Below are 24,289 nucleotides of genomic sequence, written 5' to 3'. Positions count from 1 at the left end.
GGTTGCGGCGGACATTAAAGGATGGGGCCGGGGCGCGGCATTTGATCTGGCTCAACAGGCTGTTGACTAGCTGAGCGCAATCCGGATCGCGGCGGCGGCGGCCAGCGGCGCCAGCACCAGTGCCACTGCCAGCCCGGCGCCCAGCAACAGCAGCGCGCCAATGGGATCCAGCCCTTGCGCCGCGGCGGCCACGCTGCCCGCACCGAACACCAGCACGGGCACGTAAAGCGGCAGCGCCAGCAAGGCCACGAGTATACCGGAGCGCCGCATTCCGACCGTCAGCGCGGCCACCACCGCGCCGAGCAGGCTCAGCAGCGGCGTGCCCAGCGCCAGCGATGCCAGCAGCACGGGCAACTGGTCGCGCGGCAGGTAGAGCAGCTCGGCCAGGAAAGGAGTGGCAATCAGCAGCGGCAACGCACTGGTGGCCCAGTGCATGAAGGTGCGCACCGCCACCAGCCATGCCAGCGGCACGGGGGCGAGCATCCACTGCTCCAGCGAACCGTCCTCGGCGTCGCCACGAAACAGGGTGTCGAGCGAGAGCAGGCCGGCCAGCAGCACCGACAGCCACAGGACGGCACCTGCGACCTTGGACAGCGCCTGCTTCTCGCCGCCCAGGGCGAGGGCGAACAGCACCACGACCAGTAGGGCGAACAGCGCCGGCTGCAGCGCATCGCCGCGGCGGCGCCAGAGCAGGCGCAGGTCGCGCGTCAGCAGGGCGCGGGCGGCGCCGGAGAGGGTGGCGGTCTGGGCGGTCATTGCACGGCACCCTTGGCCATCACCAGCATGCGCGTGCGCACCGGCGGTGCGGCGTAGGCGCCATGGGTGGTGACCAGCGCGGCACCGCCTTCGCGCAGGTGCGCCTGGACCATGCGGTTGACCAGCTCGATGCCTTCCAGGTCGAGGTTGGCGTAGGGCTCGTCGAGCAGCCAAAGCGGTGCCGGCGACATCCACAGGCGTGCCAGCGTCAGGCGCTTCTTCTGTCCGGCCGAGAGCTGGCGGGCAAGGGTGTCCTCGTAACCGGCCAGGCCGACGATGGCCAGCGCGTTCTCCGGCAGCTGCGCGCGGCGGCGGCCGTGCAGGCCGCACAGGAAGTTGAGGTTCTCGATCGCGGTCAGGTCGGCCTTCAACCCCGGCAGGTGGCCAAGGTAGGTGATGGCGCGGGCGCGCCGGGCCGTACCGGCCGGCTGGCCGTCGAGGTCGATTTCGCCCTCGTCGGCGCGCAGCAGTCCGGCCAGCACCCGCAGCAGCGTGGTCTTGCCGGCGCCGTTGTCGCCCTGGACCAGCAGTGCCTCGCCGGCATCGACACTGAAGTCGAGCGGGCCGAACACGGGCTCGTCGTTGCGCGCAAAGCGTAAGCCGCGGGCTGCGAGCAGCGGCGGAGCAGGTCGGTCGTTTGGCGTCATCGGCTGGAGGGCTGCGGCCAGGTGGCCGCGAAGCCGCCAGTTTATGCGAGTCGCCGGGAAACGGGCTTGTCGGCGTCGGGCGGGGGCGGCCGGCGTTGCCCACGGAGGTCGAAAGCCCGGAGGTCGAAAGCCCGGAGGTCGAAAGCCCGGAGGCCGAAAGCGCCGCGGCGACGCCTTCTCAGCCGGCAACCCAGTCGGTGTGTTCCACCGCCGCGATGGCCGGAGCCACCGGCGGGCGCGGCATCAGCATCCTCAGCCGGACCGGCTCCCCGGGCTGCCAGGCCAGGACCGCTGCCTGGCCGAACTCGATGGCCAGCCGCAGCAGGTCGGTCTCTTCGATGCCGGCCAGCAGCCAGCCCGGTTCGCGCCACTGGCCGGTCGGATCCTGCGCCCAGGCCGGGTGGCGGATCGCCCCGACGGCGTCGAGCTCAGCCACCAGCAAGGCATCGGCGGCCTGGTTGGCCGCATCCGAACGCGGCTGCGAGGCCGGGTTCCAGGCGGTAATGAAGGCGTAATGCGAGGCGGGCCAGTAGGCTTCCAGGTCGCTCGCCGGGTGCCCGACGCGCAGCGGCAGGGCGTCGCCGTCGAGGACGACCACGTACTCCGCGGCCACGTAGGCGGAAGCCAGTTCGACGGCATTGACGATCTGCAGCTCGCGCATGGCGCGGAGTGTGATTGCCGCCGCGCGACAGTGCAATCGCGTGGCCGGCCATCGAAGGGGCTGCCGTCAACAGGCCCGGACCGATGAGGTGATGACCACTCGTCATGACGCCATCGGGCGCGCATCCTTACACTTGTCCGCCTCGACGGTCCAAGTCCCCGCCATCAGCCCCCTCAGATGACCCTGCAAACCAAACTGCCGAAGGTCGGCACCACCATCTTCACCGTGATGTCCCAGCTCGCGGTCGAGCACAAGGCCGTGAACCTCGGCCAGGGCTTCCCCGACTTCGCCGTGCCCGACCGTCTGATCGAAGCGCTGGACCGCGCGATGCGCGACGGCCACAACCAGTACGCGCCGATGACCGGCATTCCGGCCCTGCGCCAGGCGATCGTGGCCAAGACCGAGCGCTGCTATGGCCATCGCCCGGATGCCGACGCCGAGGTGACGGTTGCCTCCGGCGCCAGCGAGGCGATCTTCGACGCGATCGCCGCGGTGGTTCGTCCGGGCGATGAAGTGATCGTCCTCGATCCCTGCTACGACTGCTATGAGCCGGCGATCGACCTGGCCGGCGGTCGCGCGGTGCACGTCCCGCTCGACCCGGCGACGTTCGCCCCGGACTGGAACCTGGTCCGCGCCGCGATCACAGCCAGGACGCGGCTGTTGATGATCAACTCGCCGCACAATCCGTCCGGCGCGATGTTCGATGGCGACGACATCGAGCAGCTGACCGCGCTGCTGCGCGGCACCGACATCCTGCTGCTGTCGGACGAGGTCTACGAGCACATCGTCTTCGACGGACGCATCCACGAATCCGTGCTGCGTCATCCACAGCTGCGCGAACGCGCCTTCGTCATTTCCAGCTTCGGCAAGACCTATCACTGCACGGGCTGGAAGGTCGGCTACTGCATCGCGCCGCCGGCGCTGTCGGCCGAGCTGCGAAAGGTGCACCAGTACAACACCTTCTGCACGTTCGCCCCGGCCCAGTGGGCCTTCGCCGAGATGATCGAGGCCGAACCCGGGCACTACGAGCAGCTCGGCGCGTTCTACCAGGCCAAGCGCGACCGCTTCCGCGAGCAGCTGCTGACCACCCGCCTCAAGCCCTTGCCTGTGCCGGGCGGCTACTTCCAGCTGGTCGACTACTCGGCGGTCAGCGATCTCGACGATGCCGCGTTCTGCCGCTGGCTGACGATCGAGAAGGGCGTCGCGGCGATTCCGCTGTCACCGTTCTACGAAACCCCGCCGCAAGGCCAGCGGCTGGCGCGGCTTTGCTTCGCCAAGAACGAGGCGACCCTGGACGCTGCCATCGAGAGGCTGCAGAAACTATGACGCAAGCTGCCAAGCCGTCGACTCCCGCAAACGACCTGCGCGTTTCCCTGGTCCAGGGCGAAACCCGCTGGCACGATCCGGCCGGCAACCGCGAGTACTACGGACGCCTGATCGCACCGCTGCACGGCACCACCGACCTGGTGATCCTGCCGGAGACCTTCACCAGCGGCTTTTCCAACGACGCGATCGGCAATGCCGAAGGCATGGACGGGCCGACCGTGGCATGGATCGGCGAACAGGCGCGCAAGCTCGATGCGGCGGTGATGGGCAGCGTGCAACTGCGCACCGACGAGGGCGTGTTCAATCGCCTGCTGTTCGCAACGCCCGATGGCGCGTTGCGCACCTACGACAAGCGCCACCTGTTCCGCTATGCGCGCGAGCACGAGCGCTATGCCGCCGGCCGCGATCGCCTCGTGCTCGAGTGGCGTGGCTGGCGGATCTGTCCGCTGGTCTGCTACGACCTGCGCTTCCCGGTGTTCTCGCGCAACCGCTTCGACATCGAACGCGCCGGCCAGCTCGATTACGACCTGCTGGTTTACGTCGCCAACTGGCCGTCGGCACGCAGCTATCCGTGGAAGACCCTCCTGCGTGCGCGCGCCATTGAGAACCTCTGCTACGTCGCCGCGGTCAACCGTGTCGGCACCGACGGCAATGGCCTGCATTACGCCGGCGACAGCGCGGTGATCGATTTCGTCGGCCATCCGGCCAGCGAATGCGCCGACGAAGAGGTGGTGGCGACCACGACCCTGCTCGCCGCTGAACTTGCGGCCCACCGGGAGCGCTTTCCGGCCATGCTCGACGGCGACGTCTTCGAGCTGAAGTGAACTGGTTCCGGCGTGCGGTCACGCGCGCCGGCGAAAGGGGAACGCGTTGCGCGCGGGTGCAAAATTGATGAACCGCGCTGATACGAACAGCAGCGATGGAATATTGACATCGCTGAACTGTGCACACGTTCGCGATTGACGGCGCCTCGTCGCCTGTTCATGCAACGACTCGTTAACGTTGGCTATGACATTCATACGTCTCCATCAACAACGCTGACTAGCCACCACCGCGCGCCCCGCGCACAACAACTAGAAAATCGTTCCATTCGGGCTGCAGCGACTTCCCCCGGTCCTGCACGCATTCCCGTGCGCCTGCTGCGCGCACGGACATTGAAGGAGACATTTCATGATCACCCGCACTTTCCGCAATGCCGGCCTTGTCGTCGCCCTCAGCGCCGTCGGCCTGGCCGGTTGCTCCAGCTACATCAAGCGCGAAGAATTCGACAGCACCATCGCCGACCTTCGCGCGACTGACCAGAAGCTTCAGTCGCAGATCGATTCGCTCTCGCAGAAGCACGATGCCCTGGTCACCCAGCTCGCAGGTCGCGTGCGTGTGGAAACCGGAGCGCACTTCGCCACCGGCGATGCCACGCTCAACGACCAGGACAAGCCGTTGCTCGACGACTTCGCCCGGGTCGTCAAGGAAAGTCACTCCGACGCGCTGATCACGGTCGAAGGGTTCACCGATCCGGCCGGTTCGGCGGCGGCGAACCGTCGCCTCGGCCTGCAGCGTGCTCAGGCAGTGCGTGACTACCTGGTCAGCTCCGGCCTCGGCGCCGAGCAGGTCCGCGCAGTCAGCTACGGCGAAGACCAGAACCGCCAGGTTCGTGCCGGTGCTGTCGGCGAAGGCGGCCGTGACAACCGCCGTGTTTCGCTCGTCGTCGACTACGCCGGCGTAGCGCAGCAGAACGCTGCAGCCGCGCCGGAAACCAGCGGCTGAGTCAGCGGTACCCACAACCCCTCTCCCTGCGATCAGGGAGAGGGGCTTGCCGTGATGTGCGCAAGCTTCATGCGCACAAGGGGGAGCAAGCCCCTCCCGCAACGTATTACACTGGCCGGGCCGCGAAACCGCGGCGAATCTTGATCGACAAGGACGCCGGCGCGACGCGCCCACTGCCACCGGACCTGCCGTGCCGGCTCCGCAATCAGGGAGCCCAGGCCATGTCATCTCCACGCCTAGAAGAATTCCTTCATTCCAATCGCGTCAACTACGACACGATGACGCATCCGCACGCGTTCACCGCCCAGGCCACCGCGGCCAGCGCCCACATCAACGAGCAGGAGATGGCCAAGACGGTCATGGTCCGGCTCGACGGCAAGCTGGCGATGGCGGTGTTGCCTTCGAGCGAATGGCTGGACCTTGCAAGCCTTCGCCAGGTCAGCGGCGCGCGCGAAGTCGCGCTGGCCAGCGAGTCCGATTTCAAGGATCGCTTCCCCGAGTGCGAAGTCGGTGCGATGCCACCGTTCGGCAACCTCTACGGCATGGAGGTGTATGCCGCCGACAGCCTTGCCGAAGATGCGCGCATCGCCTTCAACGCTGGCAACCACCGCGAACTGATGCGGATGGGCTGGGAGGATTTCGAACGTCTGGTGCATCCGCGGGTGGTCCACCTCACCCGCCATTAACCCGCGAAGACGGGTATAGGCGGGAGTGGATGAGGCCGCTCCCGCCCGACCCCGTGTGATGCCCATTCTCACAACCGCTTGGCTAAGCTCCGGCGCATGAACAGCGCCCCCTGGAAAAGCCAGCTGCGGTCGTACTGGGACCGCGTGCCGCCGAACGTACGCCCGTGGCTCAGGCGCATCGCGCTGGGGTTGCTGATCGTCTATGCGGCCTACTTCCTGCTCGGCAACGTGTTCCTCAACACACCGCTGGGGCCGTGGGTCGCCAACCGCAAGCCGGAGAAATTCCAGATCCAGTGGGGGCCGGGCATCACGCTGTGGCCGGGCCGGGTGACGGTGTGGGACGTGGTCATGAAGGGCCAGGTCGGACGCACGCGCTGGTCGGTGCAGGCCGGCAAGGCGAAAGGCAGCGTGGCCATCCTGCCGCTGTTGCACAAGGAGGTCCGCGTGCCGGACGTGGAAGCGTTCGACGTCTCCGGCGGTGCCGACCTGCTCGAGGTTCGCAAGCCGCCGCCGCAACCGCGGCCCGGCGGCTGGGTACTGCGCTTCGATCGCATCCATACCGGCTCGATCAAGTCCGGCCACTTCGCCGGGCTCGAACTGCAGGGCCCGGGCAGTGCCGAGGTCGGCTTCTACAAGCAGCTCCGCGGCGGCGCGCTCGAGCTGATGCCATCGACCGCGCATTTCGACAAGGCACGCCTTGCCTACAAGGGCGACACGCTGCTGCACGATGCCCGCATCGATGCGCGCTTCGCCATTGCGCGCCATACCCGCGCGCAGGCACCGGGCATTCGCAAGTTGCTGATGACCGACGCCGAACTCAACCTGGACGGCGTGTCGGCAGCGGTGAAGACCGTCACCGACAAGCAGGGAAAGATCACGATTTCGACCGTGCCCGGCCAGGGCCGGGCACACGCCAAGCTGGCCTTCGCGCGCGGTTCGCTCAAGCCCGGCAGCGAGCTGCGCTGGCACATGCCCGTGACCGGTACCGACATCGCCGGCAAGCCGCGCGAAGGCGCGCTGGATTTCATGCTGGATGTCGATCGCGACATCGTGTTCAAGGCGAAAGCGCCGGCGCATGAAGGCAAGCCGCTCTTCCTCGATGCCGACCTGCGGCTGCACGGTAACGACATTCCGTTGCAGGATTTCAAGGCGGCCCTGCCGCGCACCTCCGGCCATGTGGTGGGTCGCTGGGAGTTCTCGTCACTGCGCTGGCTGGGCCACCTGTTCAATGCGCCCTGGCTGGCGCTGGACGGGTCCGGTGCGGTCGATGTCGACATGCAGGTAGTCAATGGCAAGGTCGCCGCCGGCAGCCGCATCGGCATACCCGAGGTCGATGCCGTGGCGCACGTAATGGGCAGCCGCATCCAGGGCCGCGCGCGCGCCGCCGGTCGACTGGATGCAGGTCCGAACGACGAACTGCTGCCCAGTCTCGAACTGGTGATGGACCGCTTCAACATCGCGGCCGAGGACGCGCCCGATCGACCCTACGTGGAAGGGCAGAACCTGCGCCTGGACCTGCAGACCGTCTCGGGGCTGGAACGAGAGAAGCTCAAGCAGCCGGGCGCGGTCAAGGAAGTCCGCGATGCGCTGCGGGCGCATCTGGTTTTTGCCGATGCCCGTGTTCCCGACCTGCGCGTCTACAACCGCTACCTGCCTGTCACGCAGATGCGCTTCGACGGTGGCGCCGGAACGGTCAGCGGAGACCTGAACCTGGACGGCGCCGGTGCGGTCGGGACGGGCGTGGTGCGGGTCAGGGGCAGCGGCACGCAGCTGCATTTCGCCGGCATCGCGCTGCGCGGCAACGTCGACGTCAACACGCAACTGCGGCGTGCGGACCTGACCGGACACAACTTCAACATCGACGGCAGCCGGGTGACGTTGAACGGCATGAGCTTCACCGAGCCAGGCGGCGAGTCGCGCAGCGGCTGGTGGGCGCGGATCGAGTTGCAACGGGCGCGGATGGACTGGGACAAGCCGGTCACGGTCAGCGGTCGCGCCAACATCGCCATGAAGGACGTCGGCTTCCTGCTGGCGCTGTTCTCCCGCAAGCGCGACTACCCCAAGTGGGTGTTCAAGATGATCGACTCCGGGCAGGCCCAGGTCAGCGCCAACCTGCAATGGAGGGACGACGTGCTGGTGCTCGACCGGGTCGAGGCGAGCAACCAGCGCTACGAACTCAAGGCCAGGTTGCGCCTGAAGGGCAAGAGCCGCGTCGGCAGCCTGTATGCGAACTGGGGCGTGCTCAGTTGTGCGGTGGCCGTCAACAACGGACAGCGCGACTTCCACATGATCCACGCCAAGCAGTGGTACGAGTCGCAGCCCAACCTGTTGCGCTGAAGCTGTGATCGCCTCGCTTCCGTTTCCTTAACGGGACTTGGTGTTAACTCTGGACGAGGCGGGCGCTTTGCGCGCTTGCCTGCGTACCCATGAGCGCTTCATTCCGATCCTGGATCGTTGCCTGCGCGCTGCTGATGGCGGCTTGCCCGGTGACCGCGCAGGCGCCATCGCCACCTTCATCACCGCCATCCGGCGAAATATTGCTGCTCGACATCAAGGGCGGGATTGGCCCGGCCATGCGCGACTACCTGCGCAGCGGCCTCAGGCGCGCCAGTGACGAGGGGGCGCGGGCCGTGGTGCTGCGGATCGACACGCCGGGTGGCCTCGATGCGGCAACGCGCGACATCAATCAGGCCATCCTCGCATCGCCCGTGCCGGTCATCGCCTGGGTGGCGCCGGAAGGGGCGCGCGCCGCCAGCGCCGGCACCTACATCCTGTATGCCTGCCACCTGGCGGCCATGGCGCCGGCGACGTCGCTCGGTGCCGCCACGCCGGTATCGATGGGCGGACCCGGGCCCGGTACGGGGCCGGAGCCGGAGCCGGAGGAATCACGCGGGCAACGCGAACCGCCGGCAGCGAACGCGCCAGCCACCACGCCGTCGCCACGCAACGAACCTCGTGACGCGATGTCGCGCAAGGCGGTCAATGATGCCGTCGGATACCTGCGCAGCCTGGCCGAGCTGCGTGGACGCAACCAGGAGTTCGCCGAAGCCGCCGTGCGCGACGCCGCCACGTTGACGGCAACCCAGGCCCTGTCGCAGGGCGTGATCGAGATCATCGCCGGCAACACCGGGCAATTGCTGCGTCAGGCGCAGGGGCGCAAGGTCCGGCTCGCGCAGCGCGAAGTGACGCTCGATCTGGCCGGCAAGACGGTGACCGTAGTCACGCCGGATTGGCGCGCGCGTCTGCTGGCGGTGCTGACCGAACCGACAGTTGCATACCTGCTGTTGCTGATCGGCCTGTACGGGCTGGTATTCGAGGGCTACAGCCCGGGTGCGATCCTGCCCGGCATGGTCGGCGCGATCTGCCTGCTGCTGGCCGCGTATGGCCTGCAGGTGCTTCCGGTGAACTACGCCGGCGTCGCGTTGATCGTGGTGGGCGTGGCGCTGATCGCCATCGAGTTTGCGATGCCGAGCGTCGGCGCGGCCGGAGTCGGCGGCGTTGTCGCGCTGGTTGCCGGCTCGCTGATCCTGTTCGACACGCAGGTGCCGGGATTCGGCGTGCCGGGTGGATTGATCGCCGGGATAGGTGCGGCCACCGCGGTGATGTTCATGGGAATGATCTGGCTGGCCTCGCGCGCGCGACGGCAACCGGTGGTTACCGGCCAGGAAGAACTGGTCGGCCAGATGGCCGTGGCCACGCGCGATTTCGACGGGCTGGGCCAGGTGCACGTCCGTGGCGAGCATTGGCAGGCGCGTTCTGCCGTGCCGGTGCGGCGTGGCCAGCCGGTGCGCGTGCTGGCACTGGACGGGCTGGTGTTGCGTGTCGAACCCGAAGCGGAAACCAGACGGGCTGACTGAAGGAGAGCGTCCATGTACCTGGCGATGTATTTCCCGGTGATCGTATTGATAGCGGTGATCCTGATCAGCGCGATCAAGGTGCTGCGCGAATACCAGCGCGGCGTCGTCTTCCAGCTGGGCCGCTTCTGGAAGGTCAAGGGCCCGGGCCTGATCCTGCTGATACCGGTCGTGCAGCAGATGGTGCGCGTCGACCTGCGCACGGTGGTGATGGACGTGCCGCCGCAGGATGTGATCTCGCGCGACAACGTCTCGGTGCAGGTCAACGCGGTGGTGTACTTCCGCGTGGTCGATCCGCAGAAGGCGATCATCAACGTCGAGCATTTCTATGAAGCCACCAGCCAGCTGGCGCAGACCACGCTGCGTTCGGTGCTGGGGCAGCACGAACTCGACGAGATGCTGGCCGAGCGCGAGAAGCTCAACGACGACATCCGCAACATCCTCGACAGCCAGACCGACGCCTGGGGCATCAAGGTCGCCAATGTCGAGATCAAGCGGGTCGATCTCAACGAGACGATGGTCCGCGCGATCGCACGCCAGGCGGAGGCCGAGCGCGTACGCCGGGCAAAGGTGATCCACGCCGAAGGCGAGCGCCAGGCGGCGGCGATGCTGGTCGAAGCCGGACGCCTGCTGGGCGGCGATCCGCGCGCGATCCAGCTGCGCTACCTGCAAACGCTGACCGAGATCGCCGGCGAGAAAAGCTCGACGATCGTGTTCCCGTTGCCGATGGAGCTGATACAGCAGTTGGTGGACAGGGGCAGGGAAGGGCCGTCGTAGCGAATCGGTACACATAAAAAACAAAGGGCGCCGAAGCGCCCTTTGTCATTCAATGGTTCAAGCAGCGATCAAGCGCCGCCGCGCGGACCGCGACCGCCACCCGGGCGTCCGCCACCGCGCGGACCGCCAGGACGCGGGCCACCGGCCGGACGACCCGCGCCGCCCGGACGTGCACCGCCGCCGGGACGACCCCCCGGGCCACCCGGACCGCCGCCACCCGGACGACCGCCGCCACCGGGGCGACCGCCTGCCGGACGCGGGGCGCGCGGCTTGTCGCCGTACGGATTGAAGCTGCCCGGATTGGCGTGATCGGACGGGAAGCTCGGCGCGTTGCCCGGATGCCCATAAGGACGCGAGCTGCGCTGACCCTGGCCTTGGCCCTGACCACCGCCACCGCCGCCTTCACGACGCGGACCGCGCTCGCCGAAGCCGCCGCGGCCTTCGCCGCCGTAGCCACCCGAGCGCTCGCCGCCGTAGCCGCCACCGGGGCGACCACCGCCACCGCCGCCCGGACGACCCGGACCCTTGCCACCCTGCGGGCGACCCTGGCCCGGACCCTTGCCGCGACCATCCGGATTGCGATGACCGCTCGGACCGGTGCTGACACCGTCCGGCACGTACCAGGTGCGGAACGCCGCCGGATTGCCATCCGGCAACGGCTTGGGACCCTTTTCCTTGCGCTGCTTGAACGGCTTCTGCGACTGGTTGGCGGCTGCTTCGCCGCTGACCGTCAGGCCACCGTGCTTGCGCGGACCGCCACGGCCACGACCGCCGCGGTCTTCACGCACGTGGTCGAAGCGACGCAGCTCACGGCCTTCGTCGGCGGTGTTGTGGCCACCGACATAACCATTGGAGCGGGCACGGCCGGTGAGGTCGATGGTGGCCTTGGTCGCCTTGCGCTGGCCGATCACCGGCTGCAGCGTCAGCGACGACGGCGCGCCGTCTTCGAGGCCGAGCTTGCCGCGCAGGGCTTCGACCGCATCCGACGCCAGCTCGCGCGATTGACCACGCAGCAGCTCGCGCGGCAGCGCGACGTCGCCGTAGCGCACGCGCTTGAGGCGGCTGACCTGGCAACCCTGCGATTCCCACAGACGACGCACTTCGCGATTGCGGCCTTCCTTGACCACGACGCGGAACCAGTCGTGCGAATCGGTACCGCCGATGCGTTCGATCTCGTCGAACTTGGCCGGGCCGTCTTCCAGGGCGACGCCACGGGCAAGGCGGTCGACGATGTTCTCGGGGACGACGTCCTGTCCTTCCGGCGCACGCACGCGGCAAACGTACTCGCGTTCGACTTCGAACGACGGGTGCATCAGGGCGTTGGCCAGTTCACCGTCGGTGCTCAGCAGCAGCAGGCCGGTGGTGTTGATGTCGAGGCGGCCGATCGCGATCCAGCGCGCGCCCTTGAGCGCGGGCAGGGACTCGAACACGGTCGGGCGACCTTCGGGGTCTTCGCGCGTGGTCACTTCGCCTTCGGGCTTGTTGTACATCAGCACGCGCGAGGGATCGGTCAGCGCGCTGGCGACGAACGAACGTCCGTCGAGCTCGACCTTGTCGCCGCTCTTGACGCTCATGCCGACCTGCGCGACCTCGCCGTTGACCTTGACCAGGCCATCGGCAATGCGCTGTTCCAGCGCGCGGCGCGAACCCAGGCCAGCCTGGGCCAGGACCTTGTGCAGGCGCTCTTCCAGCCGCGGCGCTTCGCCCGTGGTGTCGGTGATGCGCTTGAGGGTGAGCTTGCGGCTCTTTTCTTCAGTCATTTTTGTATTGCTCCGACTCGGCCATCTCGGCCTCGTCTGTGTCTTCCGGAACGGTCGTCGTCTCGACGGCGTGTATGTCTTGCTCGGGATCGTTCACGTCCGCCGCGCGCATTCCCGGCGCGGCTTCGGGTGTGCCCTGTGGGGCGGTGTCTTGTTCGTTGGAATCGTCGGGGTCGTCGAAGTCGGCGTCGATCTGTGCGTCGCCGGCGACGATGTCTTCGTCGGTGTCTTCCCCGGTCAGCATGTCGTCTTCGTCTTCGATGCTGGCTTCGGCGTTCGTTTCGCTGTCGGCTTCAACAACGGCTTCGATGCCTGCGACGGGCTCGTCGCCGTCCTGCACTGCATCGATGTCGAGGTCGGAATTGGAGGCCTCTTCAGTACCAACGCCATCGGCGATGCCACCGGCCGCGATCGGCGTGGCGCCTTCGAACTGCAGCTGCGGCTCGAGCTCGCCGATGTCCTTGAGTTCCGACAGCGGCGGCAGTTCGTCCAGGCGCTTGAGGCCGAAGTAATCGAGGAAGCCGCGGGTGGTGCCGAACAGGGCCGGCTTGCCGGGCACGTCACGGTGGCCGACCACGCGGATCCACTCGCGCTCTTCAAGTGCCTTGATGATGTTGCTGTTGACCGCGACGCCGCGGACCTGCTCGATCTCGCCGCGCGTGATCGGCTGGCGGTAGGCGATCAGCGCCAGGGTCTCGAGGGTGGCGCGGGTGTAGCGGGTCTGGCGTTCGGTCCACAGCCGGGCCACCCAGGGGTGGACGTCGGCCTTGACCTGGAAGCGGAAGCCGGAGGCGACCTCGACCAGTTCCACGCCGCGGTTGTCGTCGCCCGCGCGCAGCGCTTCGAGCGCCTGTTCGATGCTGTCGGCCGGCGCCGGCTGGTCGTCGGGGAACAGCGCCTGCAGCTGGGCCAGCGTCAACGGCTGGCTGGAGGCCAGCAGGGCGGCTTCGACGATGCGGATGACTAGCTGTTGATCCATGGATGGCTTCGTTTGTTGCCTGGCAGTGTTGTGTGTTCGTCACCCCGGCGAAAGCCGGGATCCACTCGAGCCGTAGCGAAAATCAAATTGGGTCCCGGCTTTCGCCGGGATGACGCGGTGACATCGCAATGACACGAGGTCAGTCGTCATTCGCAGCCGGTTCGTCGAACTCGCTGCTCAGCTCGATCTCTTCCCCGTCCTTGAGCAATGCAAGCGACTTGACGTAGATCGGTGCGAACGGCGCGTCCTGCACGATCTCGACCAGTTGCTCCTTGGCCAGCGTCAGCAGGCCCAGGAAGGTCACCACCACGCCGAGCTTTCCTTCCTCGGCGGTGAACAGCGACTCGAAGCGGTAGAAACTGCCGTCCTTGAGTCGCTCCAGCAGCTCGCCCATGCGCTGGCGGACGCTCAGTGCATCGCGCTTGATCGCGTGCTGGGTGAACAGCTCGGCGCGCTTGAACACGTCGTGCAGCGCCAGCAGCATCTCCTTGAGCTCCACCGGCGGCGGCAGGCGGACCGAGGCGCGGTCGGGCACGAAGGCCTGCACCGGTGCCGTGTCACGATCCTGGCGGGGCAGGGTGTCGATGTCTTCGGCGGCCTTCTTGAAGCGTTCGTACTCCTGCAGCCTGCGCACCAGCTCGGCGCGCGGGTCGTCTTCCTCGCCTTCCTCGGCAGCCGAGCGCGGCAGCAGCATGCGCGACTTGATCTCGGCCAGCATCGCGGCCATGACCAGGTAATCGGCCGCCAGCTCGAAGCGCATCTCGTGCATGGCCTGGATGTAGGCGACGTACTGGCGGGTGATGTCCGCCACGGGTATGTCGAGGATGTCCAGGTTCTGCCGGCGGATCAGGTACAGCAGCAGGTCGAGCGGTCCTTCGAACGCATCCAGGATGATCTCCAGGGCGTCCGGCGGGATGTACAGGTCCTGCGGGATCTGCAGCACCGGCTGGCCATGCACCACCGCCAGCGGCATTTCCTGCTGCTGCGGGTGCGTGGGAGCCTGGGACTGGGCGACCACGATCTGCGGGTCGCTCGCGTCGGCTGCGCGTTCTTCGGTCATTCGGAACCGGCCCCTCCGGGCCGTGGGCACTGCTATCGCTTCGGTGCTGGCGGCCTGATGAGGCCACCATACGGGTGCAACGGACTGCTTGAAGTCGGTGCTGAGCCCGAACGCCTACGACCTGCGCACCATGCGGGGGCTTGGCGGCGAAATACGATCGAGGGTACGGGCGCAGGCCGTTGGAGGCAGCGGCGCACCACCTGGGTGCGTGCATGGCGACGGTGTGGGGATCCAGTCGCGACGGCCGCTGCTATCCGGCCTTGGGCTGTGGAAGCTAGGGTACGACCTCGTTCTGGCCGTGTCCAGCGGCGGCAGCGCAGGCAATGGCTACAATTCATGCAGACCCGACAGGATGCACAGAACGCATGTGGTACGTGATTGAAGGATATGACGGCGCCGAAGTACTTGCCCAGCGCCTGCAGGCCCGCCCGGAGCACCTGGCCCGGCTGACGGCGCTGCGCGACCAGGGTCGGCTGCTTCTGGCGGGGCCGTGTCCGGCCATCGATGCCGAGGATCCGGGCCCGGCCGGCTTCAGCGGCAGCGTTGTCATCGCCGAGTTCGAATCGCTCGCCGCCGCCCGCGCCTGGGCGGACGCCGACCCCTATGTCGCCGCAGGTGTCTACCAGCGGGTGGAAGTGCGCCCGTTCCGCAAGGTCCTGCCGTGACCGCCGGACCGCTACCCCGCGAGGAGCGGGTGGCGGCGATCCGGGCTGCCCTCGAGGCCGCCTTGTCGCCGCAGTCGCTGGAGGTCCACGACGACAGCCACCGCCATGCCGGCCACGCCGGCGCCGCCGATGGCCGCGGACACTTCAATGTCGACATTGTCAGCCAGGCCTTCGCCGGCCTCAGCCCGATCGCCCGGCACCGGGCGGTGTATGCGGCGGTCGGCAGCCTGATGGACACCGACATCCATGCCTTGGCGATCCGCGCCCGGACGCCTGACGAGGGCCTCTGAGGCCCATCACCCGTGCCGCGGCGCAGCAATTCCGTGCCCCCTTGAAGTCTGTAGGCCGGTCTTTTGAGACGCGCTCCAAGGTTGCGTAACGATCGCTTTACACTTGCGCTTGTAAACGTTTACAGTCGGCCCGCATCAAACCGCGGAGCCGAAAATCTTGGCTGGCGTAACCATCAAGGATGTCGCGCGCGTGGCCCAGGTGTCAGTGGCCACCGTGTCCCGGGCACTCAACGGCCACGGCAACGTAGCCGAAGAGGTCCGCAATCGGGTTCTGGCCGCAGCCAACGAGCTGCGCTACACCCCGCATGCCGCCGCCCGCAGCCTCAGCAGCCGCCGCACCCAGACCCTGGGCGTGGTCCTGCCGGACCTGCACGGCGAATTCTTCTCCGAACTGATGCGCGGCATCGACCAGGTGGCACGGGCCTCGCGCCTGCACCTGCTCGTGTCGAGCTACCACGGCAATCCGGAAGAGCAGGGCGCGGCCCTGCGCGCGATGCGCGGCCGGGTTGATGGCCTGCTGGTGATGTCGCCCTACGTCGCCGCGCCAACGATCCTCAGCGAACACCTGGAACCGTCGTTGCCAGCCGTCCTGATCAACAGCCAGGCCGGCCTCGACGGTGCGGCGGTGATCGGCGTCGACAACCACGGCGGCGCGGTCGCGATGGTCCGGCACCTCGTCGCCGGTGGCCACCGCCGCATCGCCTTCATTGCCGGGCCGGAAGACAACTTCGACGCCCACGAGCGACTGCGCGGTTACCGCGATGCGCTGTCCGAGCTGGTGCCCGATGCCAGGCCGTGGGTGGTTCGGGGCGAGTTCGACGAAGCGTCCGGCCATCGCGCCGGCCGCGAACTGCTGGCCGCGTCGCCGCGGCCCGATGCAGTGTTCGCTGCCAACGACATGATGGCGCTGGGCTGCCTGTTCGCTTTCGCCCAGTCCGGCGTGCGTGTTCCGCAGGACATCGCCTTGTCCGGGTTCGATGACATTCCGCTGGCGCGATACGTCCACCCGAGCCTGACCACGATGCGGGTCAACATCGCCGAGCTGGGCGCGCGCGCCGCGCGCCAGCTGCTGGCACGCGTCGCCGGTGAAACCATCCCGGATTCGAACGCCATTGCGCTGCCGACTGAACTGATCGTGCGCGAGTCGAGCGTCGACAGCGGCACGCTCCGCAACTCTTGACCCTGACCTTTTCCGGGCCGTCCCCCGATTGGCCCTGTAAGTGTGCGACAGCAAGTGATTCGACGTTCGAATGGCTTTTAGAGAGAGGAAGCAGATGAAGCCCCATCCGTGCTCCGCAAATCGCCCGACTCCACGCCTGCTGGCCTGCGCCTTGGCCTCATGCATTGCCCTGGCAGCCCCCGCAGCGCTCGCACAAAGCACCGCAGCCACGATTCGTGGCCAGATCACCGTTGACGCGGCACCCGCCGCCGAAGCCCAGGTCACCGCGACCAACGTCGCCACGGGCCTTAGCCGCAAGGTCCAGGCGGCCAACGGCAGTTACAACGTCGGCGGCTTGCCGCCGGGCACGTATCGTGTCGACGTGGTCGCAGGCAATGCCACCACTACGCGCACCATCACCGTACAGGTCGGGCAGACGGCTACGGTCAACCTTGCGGCCGCAGGCGGTGTTGCCGAGACGGCACCTGCGCCGGAGGCCACCGACATCGATGCGGTCACCGTGACGTCGGATTTTGTGCCCGAGACCAAGACCTCCGAGATCGCCACCTACGTCACCAGCAAGCAACTCGAATCGCTCCCGCAGGGCACCCGGAACTTCCTGGCCTTTGCCGACCTCGCGCCCGGCGTGCAGTTCCAGGGAGGCGGGCCGGAAGGTTCGACCCGGATCAAGTCCGGCGCACAGAGCTCCAATGGCATCAACGTGTATATCGATGGCGTCGGCCAGAAGAACTACGTCCTGCAGGGCGGCATAAGCGGCCAGGATTCGACCCGCGGCAATCCCTTCCCGCAGTCGGCGATCGGTGAATACAAAGTCATCAGCCAGAACTACAAGGCCGAGTTCGACCAGCTGAGCAGTGCCGCAGTGGTCGCCACGACACGTTCGGGCACCAACGATTTCGAAGGAAGCTTCTTCTGGGACTACACGAACACCGACTGGCGCGACCGGACCGTATTCGAGGATCGCGACGACACCAAGGCCCGTAGCAAGGAGGAGCAGTACGGCGCGACCTTCGGCGGTCCGATCATCCAGGACCAGGCGCATTTCTTCCTCTCCTACGAGGCCAAGGAATACGAGTCGCCGCGCACCCTGATTCCGGGCCGTGGCTTCACCCTCGACGAGCTACCCGCCAATATCCAGGCGCAGGCCGGCAACGGGTTCTACACCGCGCCGTTCAAAGAGGACCTGTACTTCGGCAAGCTCGACTGGGCGATCGGCGACAACCACTACCTCGAGCTGACCGGCAAGTACCGCGACGAGAGTGAGATCACCAGCATCGGTGACCTCAACGTACCCAATTACGCCACCAGCAAGGACAACTCCGAGACCCGAGTCGACCTTCGCTACCAGTACACCAACGGTGACTGGCTCAACGACGCTCACCTGACCTACGAGGAGGCGACGTTCAATCCGCGTCCGGTCAACAACGGCATCGCCTACAACCTCAGTGACGGAACCAACATCTTCGACACCGTGGTGCGCAGCGGGGCTGGTTCGGATTTCCAGGACAAGGGCCAGGAAGGCTGGGGCCTGCAGGACGACCTGACCTACACCGGCTGGCAGGGCCACACGATCAAGGGTGGCGTCAAGTTCAAGAGTGTCGAGGTCAGCGCGATCGAGCGCCAGCCTTATAACCCGCAGTTCACCTACGACATCCACGGCAGCCTGTCGCAGCCGATCAATGTCCGCTTTGGTTCGGCGTTGCCTGGCGTCGGTGATGGCAGTGCCACGTCGCGCAACCGCCAATACGGCTTCTATATCCAGGACGACTGGGAGGTCAACGACAAGTTGATCCTCAACCTGGGCCTGCGCTACGACTACGAGGAAAGCCCGACTTACCTCGACTACGTGACGCCCGACGACGTGGTGGCGGCGTTGCGCGGTTCTGCGGCGATCAATAGCCCGAACTCCGGCATCAACGTCAACGACTACATCAGTACCGGCAACAACCGTGACTCGTTCAAGGACGGCTGGCAGCCGCGCGTGGGCTTCTCCTACGACCTCAACGCCGACCAGCAACATGTCATCTATGGCGGTGCCGGCCGGGCCTACGACCGCAACCTGTTCGACTGGCTGCAGCTGGAGATCACCAAGGCCACCTTCCCGACGACGGAGGTGTGGTTCCGTCGCGCCGATGGCACTTGCCCGACGTCGGCGCCATGCATCGACTTCAACCCGTCGTACTTCGATCCGGCCGCGCTGGCGGCGCTGGCATCGCCCAGTGGCGCCGGCCGCGAAGTATTCGCGATCGACAACGACATCAAGACGCCTTACTCGGATCAGTTCAGCCTCGGCATGCGCAACTCGGCCGGCATTTGGCTCACCGACGCCACCGTGTCGTACATCGAAAGTTACGACGGCTTCGCGTTCCTGCTGGGCAATCGTCGTCCGGATGGTTCCTTCTTCCGGCCGGACTTCAACTGGGGGGCGCCGTTCGGGCAGGGGCTGACCGGGTTCAGCAACCTCATCATCGGCACCAACGGCATCAAGACGCGGGCGACCTCGCTGTTCCTGAAGGCCGAGAAGCCCTATACCACCGAATCGGGCTGGGGCGTGACCTTCGCCTACACCTACACCGACGCCAAGGAGAACCGGCAGGGTGGGGAAGTGTTCGCGCTCGACTTCCCGACGATTCAGGACTACGGCTGGAAGAAGGCCAAGGACGTGCCCGAGCATCGTCTGGTCTCGACCGGTATCTACGACGGCCCGGCAGGCTTCACCTTCTCCGGCAAGCTGACGCTGGCGACACCGGTGTGGCGCTACGCCACGAACTGCCTGGATGTCGACAAGCCCGACAACTGCTTCATCGACCAGTACCAGCCGGACGGAACGTTTGGATTCAAGCAGTTCGACGTGGCGGTGATGAAGGAGTTCGATACCGGCGCCGGACTGAAGATGTGGATCCGTGGCGATGTGCTGAACCTGTTCGACTGGGACAACTACGCCGGATACGACGACTTCCCCGGCGGCTTCAATGACCCGAACGAGAATTTTGGCGAGCCCAATACACAGTTCTTTCCGACCCGTACGTTCAAACTGTCCCTTGGCTTCAACTTCTGAGGCGTTGCCGCCGGCCGTCCACCTCGTCGGGCGGCCGGCGGCCACGTCCTGCTCCATTCCTCCCTCTACGGCAGCTGGTGATGTCTGATTCGTTTCGACGCAACTTGGGTGTGGCATCGCTGATGGCGTTGCTGGTGTTTGCGGCCGGTTGCAAGCAGAGCGAACCGACATCCCAGACCTACCCGGTCGCCTCTGCGCCACCGGTGGAAGTGGAGCCGCTCAAGCCGGCCAAGCTCGAGCTGCCGCCGTTGTTCGCCGATATCGAGAAGCGGACGTTCCAGTTCTTCTGGGACACCACCAACGAGAAAAATGGCCTCACGCCCGATCGCTACCCGTCGCGCCCGTTTGCCAGCATCGCCTCGGTCGGCTTCGCCCTGACCGCCTATCCGATCGGCGTCGAGAACGGCTGGATCAACCGCAACCAGGCGGTCGACCGCACGCTGGTCACGCTGAAGTTCTTCCGCGACATGCAGTCCGGTCCGCAGGACACGGGCAAGGGCGCGTACCAGGGGTTCTATTACCACTTCCTCGACATGGACACCGGTCATCGCTTCCAGAGCTGGGTCGAGCTCTCCAGCGTGGATACGGCGCTGCTGATGATGGGAGTGCTGTTCGCGCAGAGTTACTACGACCGCGACGATGCGCGCGAGAAGCAGATCCGCGAGATTGCCGATGAGCTGTACCGCAAGGTCGACTGGACCTGGCTGCAGCAGAACAAGCCGCTGATCTCGATGGGCTGGTTCCCGGAGAGCGGCTTCATCAAGCACGACTGGACCGGCTACAACGAGGCGATGATGCTGTACGTGCTGGCGATGGCTTCGCCCACGCACCCGGTCGACGCCGACGCCTGGACGGTGTGGACGCGCACCTACAACGATGTCTGGGGTGTGTACCAGGGCGAGGAGTTCCTCGCCTTCGGCCCGATGTTCGGCCACCAGTACAGTCACGTCTGGATCGACTTCCGCGGCATCCAGGACAACTACATGCGCGAGCGCGGCATCGACTACTTCGAGAACAGCCGCCGCGCCGCCTATGCCCAGCGTGCCTACGCCATCGCCAACCCGATGAAGTGGGAGGACTATGGCCACGAGACCTGGGGCCTGACCGCCAGCGACGGCCCGCAACAGACGCTGCAGGAGTACAACGGCGAGCAGCGTCAGTTCCGCCACTATTCCGCCCGTGGTGCCGGCCTGCGCGACACCTTCGACGACGGCACGCTGGCGCCGACGGCGGTGATCGGCTCACTGCCGTTCGCGCCGGAAATCGTCATTCCGACCACCGTCGCCCTGCACGAGCGCTATGGGGACTACCTGTATTCCAGCTACGGGTTCCTCGATTCGTTCAATCCGAGCTTCGACTTCGATATCCCGCTCAAGACCGGGCGCCTGGTGCCGGACAAGGGCTGGGTGGCCAGCGACTACATCGGCATCGACCAGGGGCCGATCCTTGCGATGATCGCCAACTACCGCAACGAGTTCGTCTGGAACGTGATGAAGCGCAATGCCTACATCCGCGCAGGACTGGAGAAGGCCGGGTTCAAGGGCGGCTGGCTGCAGCCGCAGGGCGACACGGTCAGCACCCAGCCGCTGCCGCAGACGAAGTCGGAGAAGGACGCGGCGACCGCGCGGGCGCTGGGCGAGGCCGAATCGCGCGCGGCGCAGGCCGATGATGCGCAGCCCGCGCCGAAGGCCGCGGCGGATGCGCCGAAGCCGTCGAAGCCGGCGGCCAGGCCATCGAAGCAGCCGCAGCAGTGAGCATGACGTGATCGCGCACAAGCGCCAGAACGTGTGGAGCCGCCTGCGTTGGGGCGTGGCGATCGTCGTGCTGGCCGCCGTCGCGCTGGCCGCAGTCGCGCTCGTGTCGGCCTGCTCGCGCGATGGCGATAGCCGCGAGGTGGTCCGCTTCTGGGCGATGGGCTACGAAGGCGAAGTCGTTGCCCAGCTGATCCCGGAGTTCGAGCGTCGCAATCCGGGCATCCGTGTCGAACTGCAGCAGTTGCCGATCATCTCCGCGCACGAAAAGCTGCTGACCGCGTTCGCCGGCGATGCCTTGCCCGATGTCGGTGCGATCGGCAACACCTGGGTATCGGAATTCTCGTTGCTCAACGCACTGTCGCCGCTCGATGCGCGCCTGGCCACCACGCCGACACTGCAGGCGCAGGACTATTTCCAGGGGGCATGGGACACCGGCGTGATCGGTACGACCGTATACGCCGTGCCCTGGTACGTCGAGACCCGTTTGCCGTTCTACCGGCGCGACCTGCTCGTGAAGGCCGGCATCGCCCAGCCACCGCGCACCTGGGCGGAATGGAAGGTGGCGATGGCGGCGATCAAGCGCGAGGTAGGCCCGAACCGCTACGCGGCATTGTTCCCGTTGAACGAAGCCGAGCCGCTGCTGAACCTGGGCATCCAGTCGCCCGAGCCGCTGCTGCGCGACGACGGCCGCTACGGCAACTTCCGCAGCCCCGGGTTCAAGCGGGCGCTGGGCTTCTATCGCGACGTCTTCGTCAACAAGTGGGCGCCGGTGGCCAGCAATACCCAGATCGCGAATGTCTGGAACGAGTTCGGTCGCGGCCATTTCAGCTTTTACGTCAACGGCCCATGGAACATCGCCGAGTTCCGCAACCGGCTGCCGCCGCAGTTGCAGTCGACCTGGATGACGATGCCGCTGCCCGGCGAGAACGGTCCGGGTGCCTCGGTCGCCGGCGGCGCCAGCTTCGTCGTGTTTCGCAAGTCCACGCACCAGGATGCGGCGTGGAAGCTGGTCGCCTATCTATCGGAGGCGGACGTGCAGGTGCGCTTCCATGCGCTTACCGGCAACCTGCCGCCGCGACGCAGTGCCTGGGACGCGCCGTCGCTGAAAGACGACATCTACGCGCGCGCATTCCGCGACCAGCTCGAACGGGCGCGCCCGACGCCGAAGGTGCCGGAGTGGGAGCGCATCGCCAACGAGATCAAGCTCGTCGGCGAGCAACTGGCGAACGGCCGGCTCAGTGTCGATGAGGCCGCCGCCGAGCTCGACCGCCGCGCCGACAACATCCTCGAGAAGCGGCGCTGGATGCTCGACCACCGCACGATCGGAGCGGCGCCATGATCCGCTTGGGCCCCGCCGGCTGGATCTTCGCCGGGCCGGCACTGACGGTGATCGGGGTGTTCTTCGGCCTGCCGGTGCTGGCCGCGTTCGCGCTGAGCCTGACCGACTTCGACATCTACTCCCTGTCAGACATCGCCAACCTGCGATTCGTCGGGCTGGGCAACTACCTGGGCCTGCTGCACAACCCGCTGTTCTGGAAGGCGCTGGGCAACACGCTGTACTTCGTGGTCGTGGGCGTGCCGCTGTCGATCGCGGTGTCGCTGGCCGCCGCGCTGCTGCTGCATTCGCGGCTGGCGCGGTTCAAGCCGGTGTTCCGCACTGCGTACTTCGCCCCGGTGGTGACGACCGTGGTGGCGATGGCGGTGATCTGGCGCTATCTCTTCCACACCGGTTACGGCCTGGTGAACTGGGCGTTGTCCTGGGTCGGCATCGATCCGGTGGACTGGCTCGGCGACCCGAAGTGGGCCATGCCGACGATCATCCTGTTCGCCGTGTGGAAGAACTTCGGCTACAACATGATCATCTTCCTCGCCGGGCTGCAGGCCATCCCCGAAGACCTGTACGAAGCCGCACGCATCGACGGCGCCTCTCCCGTGCGGCAGTTCCGCCACGTCACGCTGCCGATGCTCGGTCCGGTGCTGCTGCTGGTGTCGATCCTGACCCTGTCGGGCTATTTCCAGTTGTTCGCCGAGCCCTACGTGATGACCCAGGGCGGACCGCTGCAGAGCACGGTCAGCGTGCTGTACCTGATGTACGACGAGGGCTTCAAGTGGTGGAACCTGGGCAACGCGTCGGCGGTGGCATTCATGCTGTTTGTGCTGATGACGGCGGTGACCAGCGGGTTGTTCTGGTTCGCGCGGCGCAAGGGGGCGGAGTGATGACGCCACGCCTGGCCAAAGCCATCATCAACGGCCTCCTGATTGCCCTGGGGGTGATCAGCGTGGCGCCGTTGCTGTGGATGCTTTCGGTGTCGTTCATGCAGCCGGGCGAAGCCAGCCAGTTTCCGCCGCCGCTGCTGCCTGCAAGCGCGACGCTGCACAACTACCACGAGCTGTTCGCGCGTGCCGGCATGGGCCGCTACCTGCTCAACAGTTTCCTCATCGCGACCCTGGCCACGCTGATCGGCGTGCTGTTCAACACGATGGCCGGCTATGCATTCGCCAAGCTGCGCTTCGCCGGGCGCGAGCGGATCTTCCGGGTGCTGCTGGCGGCGCTGGTGATCCCGGCCCAGGTAACGATGATGCCGCTGTTCCTGATGCTCAAGCAGCTTGGGCTGGTAAACAGCTATGCCGGCGCGATCGTACCGGGCATGGCGACCGTGTTCGGCATCTTCCTGGTACGCCAGTACGCGCGCTCTATCCCCGACGAACTGCTCGAGGCCGCGCGCATCGACGGGGCGGGTGAGGCGCGGATCTTCTTCCAGATCGTGTTGCCGGTGCTCAAACCTATCCTTGTGACGCTGGCGATCTTCGTGTTCCTGGCGTCGTGGAACGACTTCATGTGGCCGCTGATCGTGCTCAGCGACAAGAGCCTGCAGACGCTGCCGGTCGCGCTGGCGACCCTGTCGCGCGAGCATGTGCAGGACAACGAGATGATGATGGCCGGCTCGGTGGTCACGGTGCTGCCGGTGCTGCTGCTGTTCCTGGCCCTGCAGCGCTACTACCTGCAGGGGCTGCTGGTCGGGAGCGTGAAAGGGTGAGTGGCGACTCACCCCGCGTCATCCCGGCGAAAGC

General features: G+C 66.7%; 21 protein-coding genes. 15 read left to right on the top strand and 6 right to left on the bottom strand.

Features of this window, described 5'->3' with window-relative positions:
• Positions 1 to 66: 66 nt before the first annotated feature.
• The 3 genes from ccmB to MNR01_RS03555 all read right to left on the bottom strand — a co-directional run bounded on the left by ccmB (position 67) and on the right by MNR01_RS03555 (position 2,064).
• Entirely contained in the window at positions 67 to 756 is a 690-nt protein-coding gene (ccmB, locus tag MNR01_RS03565; RefSeq protein WP_241919607.1) for a heme exporter protein CcmB, read from the bottom strand.
• Complete coding sequence (gene ccmA, locus MNR01_RS03560) at positions 753 to 1,403, bottom strand: heme ABC exporter ATP-binding protein CcmA (RefSeq protein WP_241919606.1); 651 nt, start codon at positions 1,401 to 1,403, stop codon at positions 753 to 755. Before ccmA ends, ccmB begins: the two co-directional genes overlap by 4 nt.
• 178 nt (positions 1,404 to 1,581) lie before the next feature.
• Positions 1,582 to 2,064, bottom strand: a complete 483-nt coding sequence (locus tag MNR01_RS03555) for a DUF3293 domain-containing protein (protein WP_241919605.1) — start codon at positions 2,062 to 2,064, stop codon at positions 1,582 to 1,584.
• A 177-nt stretch (positions 2,065 to 2,241) separates the two neighbouring features.
• Here MNR01_RS03555 and MNR01_RS03550 point away from each other — a divergent pair, with 177 nt between their 5' ends.
• The 7 genes from MNR01_RS03550 (at position 2,242) to MNR01_RS03520 (ending at position 10,471) form a co-directional block, all read left to right on the top strand.
• Entirely contained in the window at positions 2,242 to 3,390 is a 1,149-nt protein-coding gene (locus MNR01_RS03550) for a pyridoxal phosphate-dependent aminotransferase (protein WP_241919604.1), read from the top strand.
• Positions 3,387 to 4,214 carry an amidohydrolase gene (locus tag MNR01_RS03545; RefSeq protein WP_241919603.1) on the top strand — a complete coding sequence of 276 codons (828 nt, stop codon included), beginning with the start codon at positions 3,387 to 3,389 and terminating at the stop codon, positions 4,212 to 4,214. The genes MNR01_RS03550 and MNR01_RS03545 overlap by 4 nt, the downstream gene beginning before the upstream one ends.
• A gap of 346 nt (positions 4,215 to 4,560) precedes the next feature.
• A complete protein-coding gene (locus MNR01_RS03540) occupies positions 4,561 to 5,154 on the top strand; it encodes an OmpA family protein (RefSeq protein WP_241919602.1) in 594 nt (197 codons plus the stop codon).
• A gap of 221 nt (positions 5,155 to 5,375) precedes the next feature.
• On the top strand, positions 5,376 to 5,840 hold the full coding sequence (locus MNR01_RS03535) for a YbaK/EbsC family protein (protein WP_241919601.1): 465 nt from the start codon (positions 5,376 to 5,378) through the stop codon (positions 5,838 to 5,840).
• Positions 5,841 to 5,936: 96 nt separating this feature from the next.
• The gene (locus tag MNR01_RS03530; protein WP_241919600.1) at positions 5,937 to 8,177 is read left to right on the top strand and encodes a hypothetical protein; all 2,241 of its coding nucleotides are present in this window, start codon (positions 5,937 to 5,939) and stop codon (positions 8,175 to 8,177) included.
• 89 nt (positions 8,178 to 8,266) lie between these two features.
• A complete protein-coding gene (locus MNR01_RS03525; RefSeq protein ID WP_241919599.1) occupies positions 8,267 to 9,697 on the top strand; it encodes a nodulation protein NfeD in 1,431 nt (476 codons plus the stop codon).
• Between the two features lie 12 nt (positions 9,698 to 9,709).
• Positions 9,710 to 10,471, top strand: coding sequence for a slipin family protein (locus MNR01_RS03520; protein ID WP_241919598.1), 762 nt, complete (start codon positions 9,710 to 9,712; stop codon positions 10,469 to 10,471).
• Positions 10,472 to 10,539: 68 nt separating this feature from the next.
• Here MNR01_RS03520 and MNR01_RS03515 read toward each other — a convergent pair whose 3' ends face one another.
• The 3 genes from MNR01_RS03515 to MNR01_RS03505 form a co-directional block, all read right to left on the bottom strand.
• The gene (locus MNR01_RS03515; RefSeq protein WP_241919597.1) at positions 10,540 to 12,231 is read right to left on the bottom strand and encodes a pseudouridine synthase; all 1,692 of its coding nucleotides are present in this window, start codon (positions 12,229 to 12,231) and stop codon (positions 10,540 to 10,542) included.
• Complete coding sequence (scpB, locus tag MNR01_RS03510; RefSeq protein WP_241919596.1) at positions 12,224 to 13,210, bottom strand: SMC-Scp complex subunit ScpB; 987 nt, start codon at positions 13,208 to 13,210, stop codon at positions 12,224 to 12,226. The genes MNR01_RS03515 and scpB overlap by 8 nt, the downstream gene beginning before the upstream one ends.
• A gap of 139 nt (positions 13,211 to 13,349) precedes the next feature.
• A complete protein-coding gene (locus tag MNR01_RS03505) occupies positions 13,350 to 14,270 on the bottom strand; it encodes a ScpA family protein (RefSeq protein ID WP_241919595.1) in 921 nt (306 codons plus the stop codon).
• 365 nt (positions 14,271 to 14,635) lie between these two features.
• Here MNR01_RS03505 and MNR01_RS03500 point away from each other — a divergent pair, with 365 nt between their 5' ends.
• The 8 genes from MNR01_RS03500 (at position 14,636) to MNR01_RS03465 (ending at position 24,255) form a co-directional block, all read left to right on the top strand.
• Positions 14,636 to 14,935 (top strand): YciI family protein, encoded by a 300-nt coding sequence (locus MNR01_RS03500; RefSeq protein WP_241919594.1) that lies wholly within the window; start codon positions 14,636 to 14,638, stop codon positions 14,933 to 14,935.
• Positions 14,932 to 15,225, top strand: a complete 294-nt coding sequence (locus MNR01_RS03495) for a BolA family protein (RefSeq protein WP_241919593.1) — start codon at positions 14,932 to 14,934, stop codon at positions 15,223 to 15,225. The genes MNR01_RS03500 and MNR01_RS03495 overlap by 4 nt, the downstream gene beginning before the upstream one ends.
• Positions 15,226 to 15,382: 157 nt before the next feature.
• Positions 15,383 to 16,405 carry a LacI family DNA-binding transcriptional regulator gene (locus MNR01_RS03490; RefSeq protein ID WP_241919592.1) on the top strand — a complete coding sequence of 341 codons (1,023 nt, stop codon included), beginning with the start codon at positions 15,383 to 15,385 and terminating at the stop codon, positions 16,403 to 16,405.
• Positions 16,406 to 16,499: 94 nt separating this feature from the next.
• A complete protein-coding gene (locus MNR01_RS03485; RefSeq protein ID WP_241919591.1) occupies positions 16,500 to 19,463 on the top strand; it encodes a TonB-dependent receptor in 2,964 nt (987 codons plus the stop codon).
• A gap of 80 nt (positions 19,464 to 19,543) precedes the next feature.
• The gene (locus MNR01_RS03480) at positions 19,544 to 21,217 is read left to right on the top strand and encodes a glucoamylase family protein (protein ID WP_241919590.1); all 1,674 of its coding nucleotides are present in this window, start codon (positions 19,544 to 19,546) and stop codon (positions 21,215 to 21,217) included.
• 43 nt (positions 21,218 to 21,260) lie between these two features.
• Positions 21,261 to 22,556 (top strand): sugar ABC transporter substrate-binding protein, encoded by a 1,296-nt coding sequence (locus MNR01_RS03475; protein WP_345779040.1) that lies wholly within the window; start codon positions 21,261 to 21,263, stop codon positions 22,554 to 22,556.
• Positions 22,553 to 23,434 (top strand): sugar ABC transporter permease, encoded by an 882-nt coding sequence (locus tag MNR01_RS03470; protein ID WP_241919588.1) that lies wholly within the window; start codon positions 22,553 to 22,555, stop codon positions 23,432 to 23,434. Before MNR01_RS03475 ends, MNR01_RS03470 begins: the two co-directional genes overlap by 4 nt.
• Positions 23,434 to 24,255, top strand: coding sequence for a carbohydrate ABC transporter permease (locus MNR01_RS03465; RefSeq protein WP_241919587.1), 822 nt, complete (start codon positions 23,434 to 23,436; stop codon positions 24,253 to 24,255). Before MNR01_RS03470 ends, MNR01_RS03465 begins: the two co-directional genes overlap by 1 nt.
• Positions 24,256 to 24,289 lie beyond the last annotated feature (34 nt).

Origin of the sequence: Lysobacter sp. S4-A87, assembly GCF_022637455.1 — a bacterium.
GTDB lineage: Bacteria > Pseudomonadota > Gammaproteobacteria > Xanthomonadales > Xanthomonadaceae > Lysobacter_J.
This window is presented reverse-complemented; position numbering and strand designations above follow the sequence as displayed.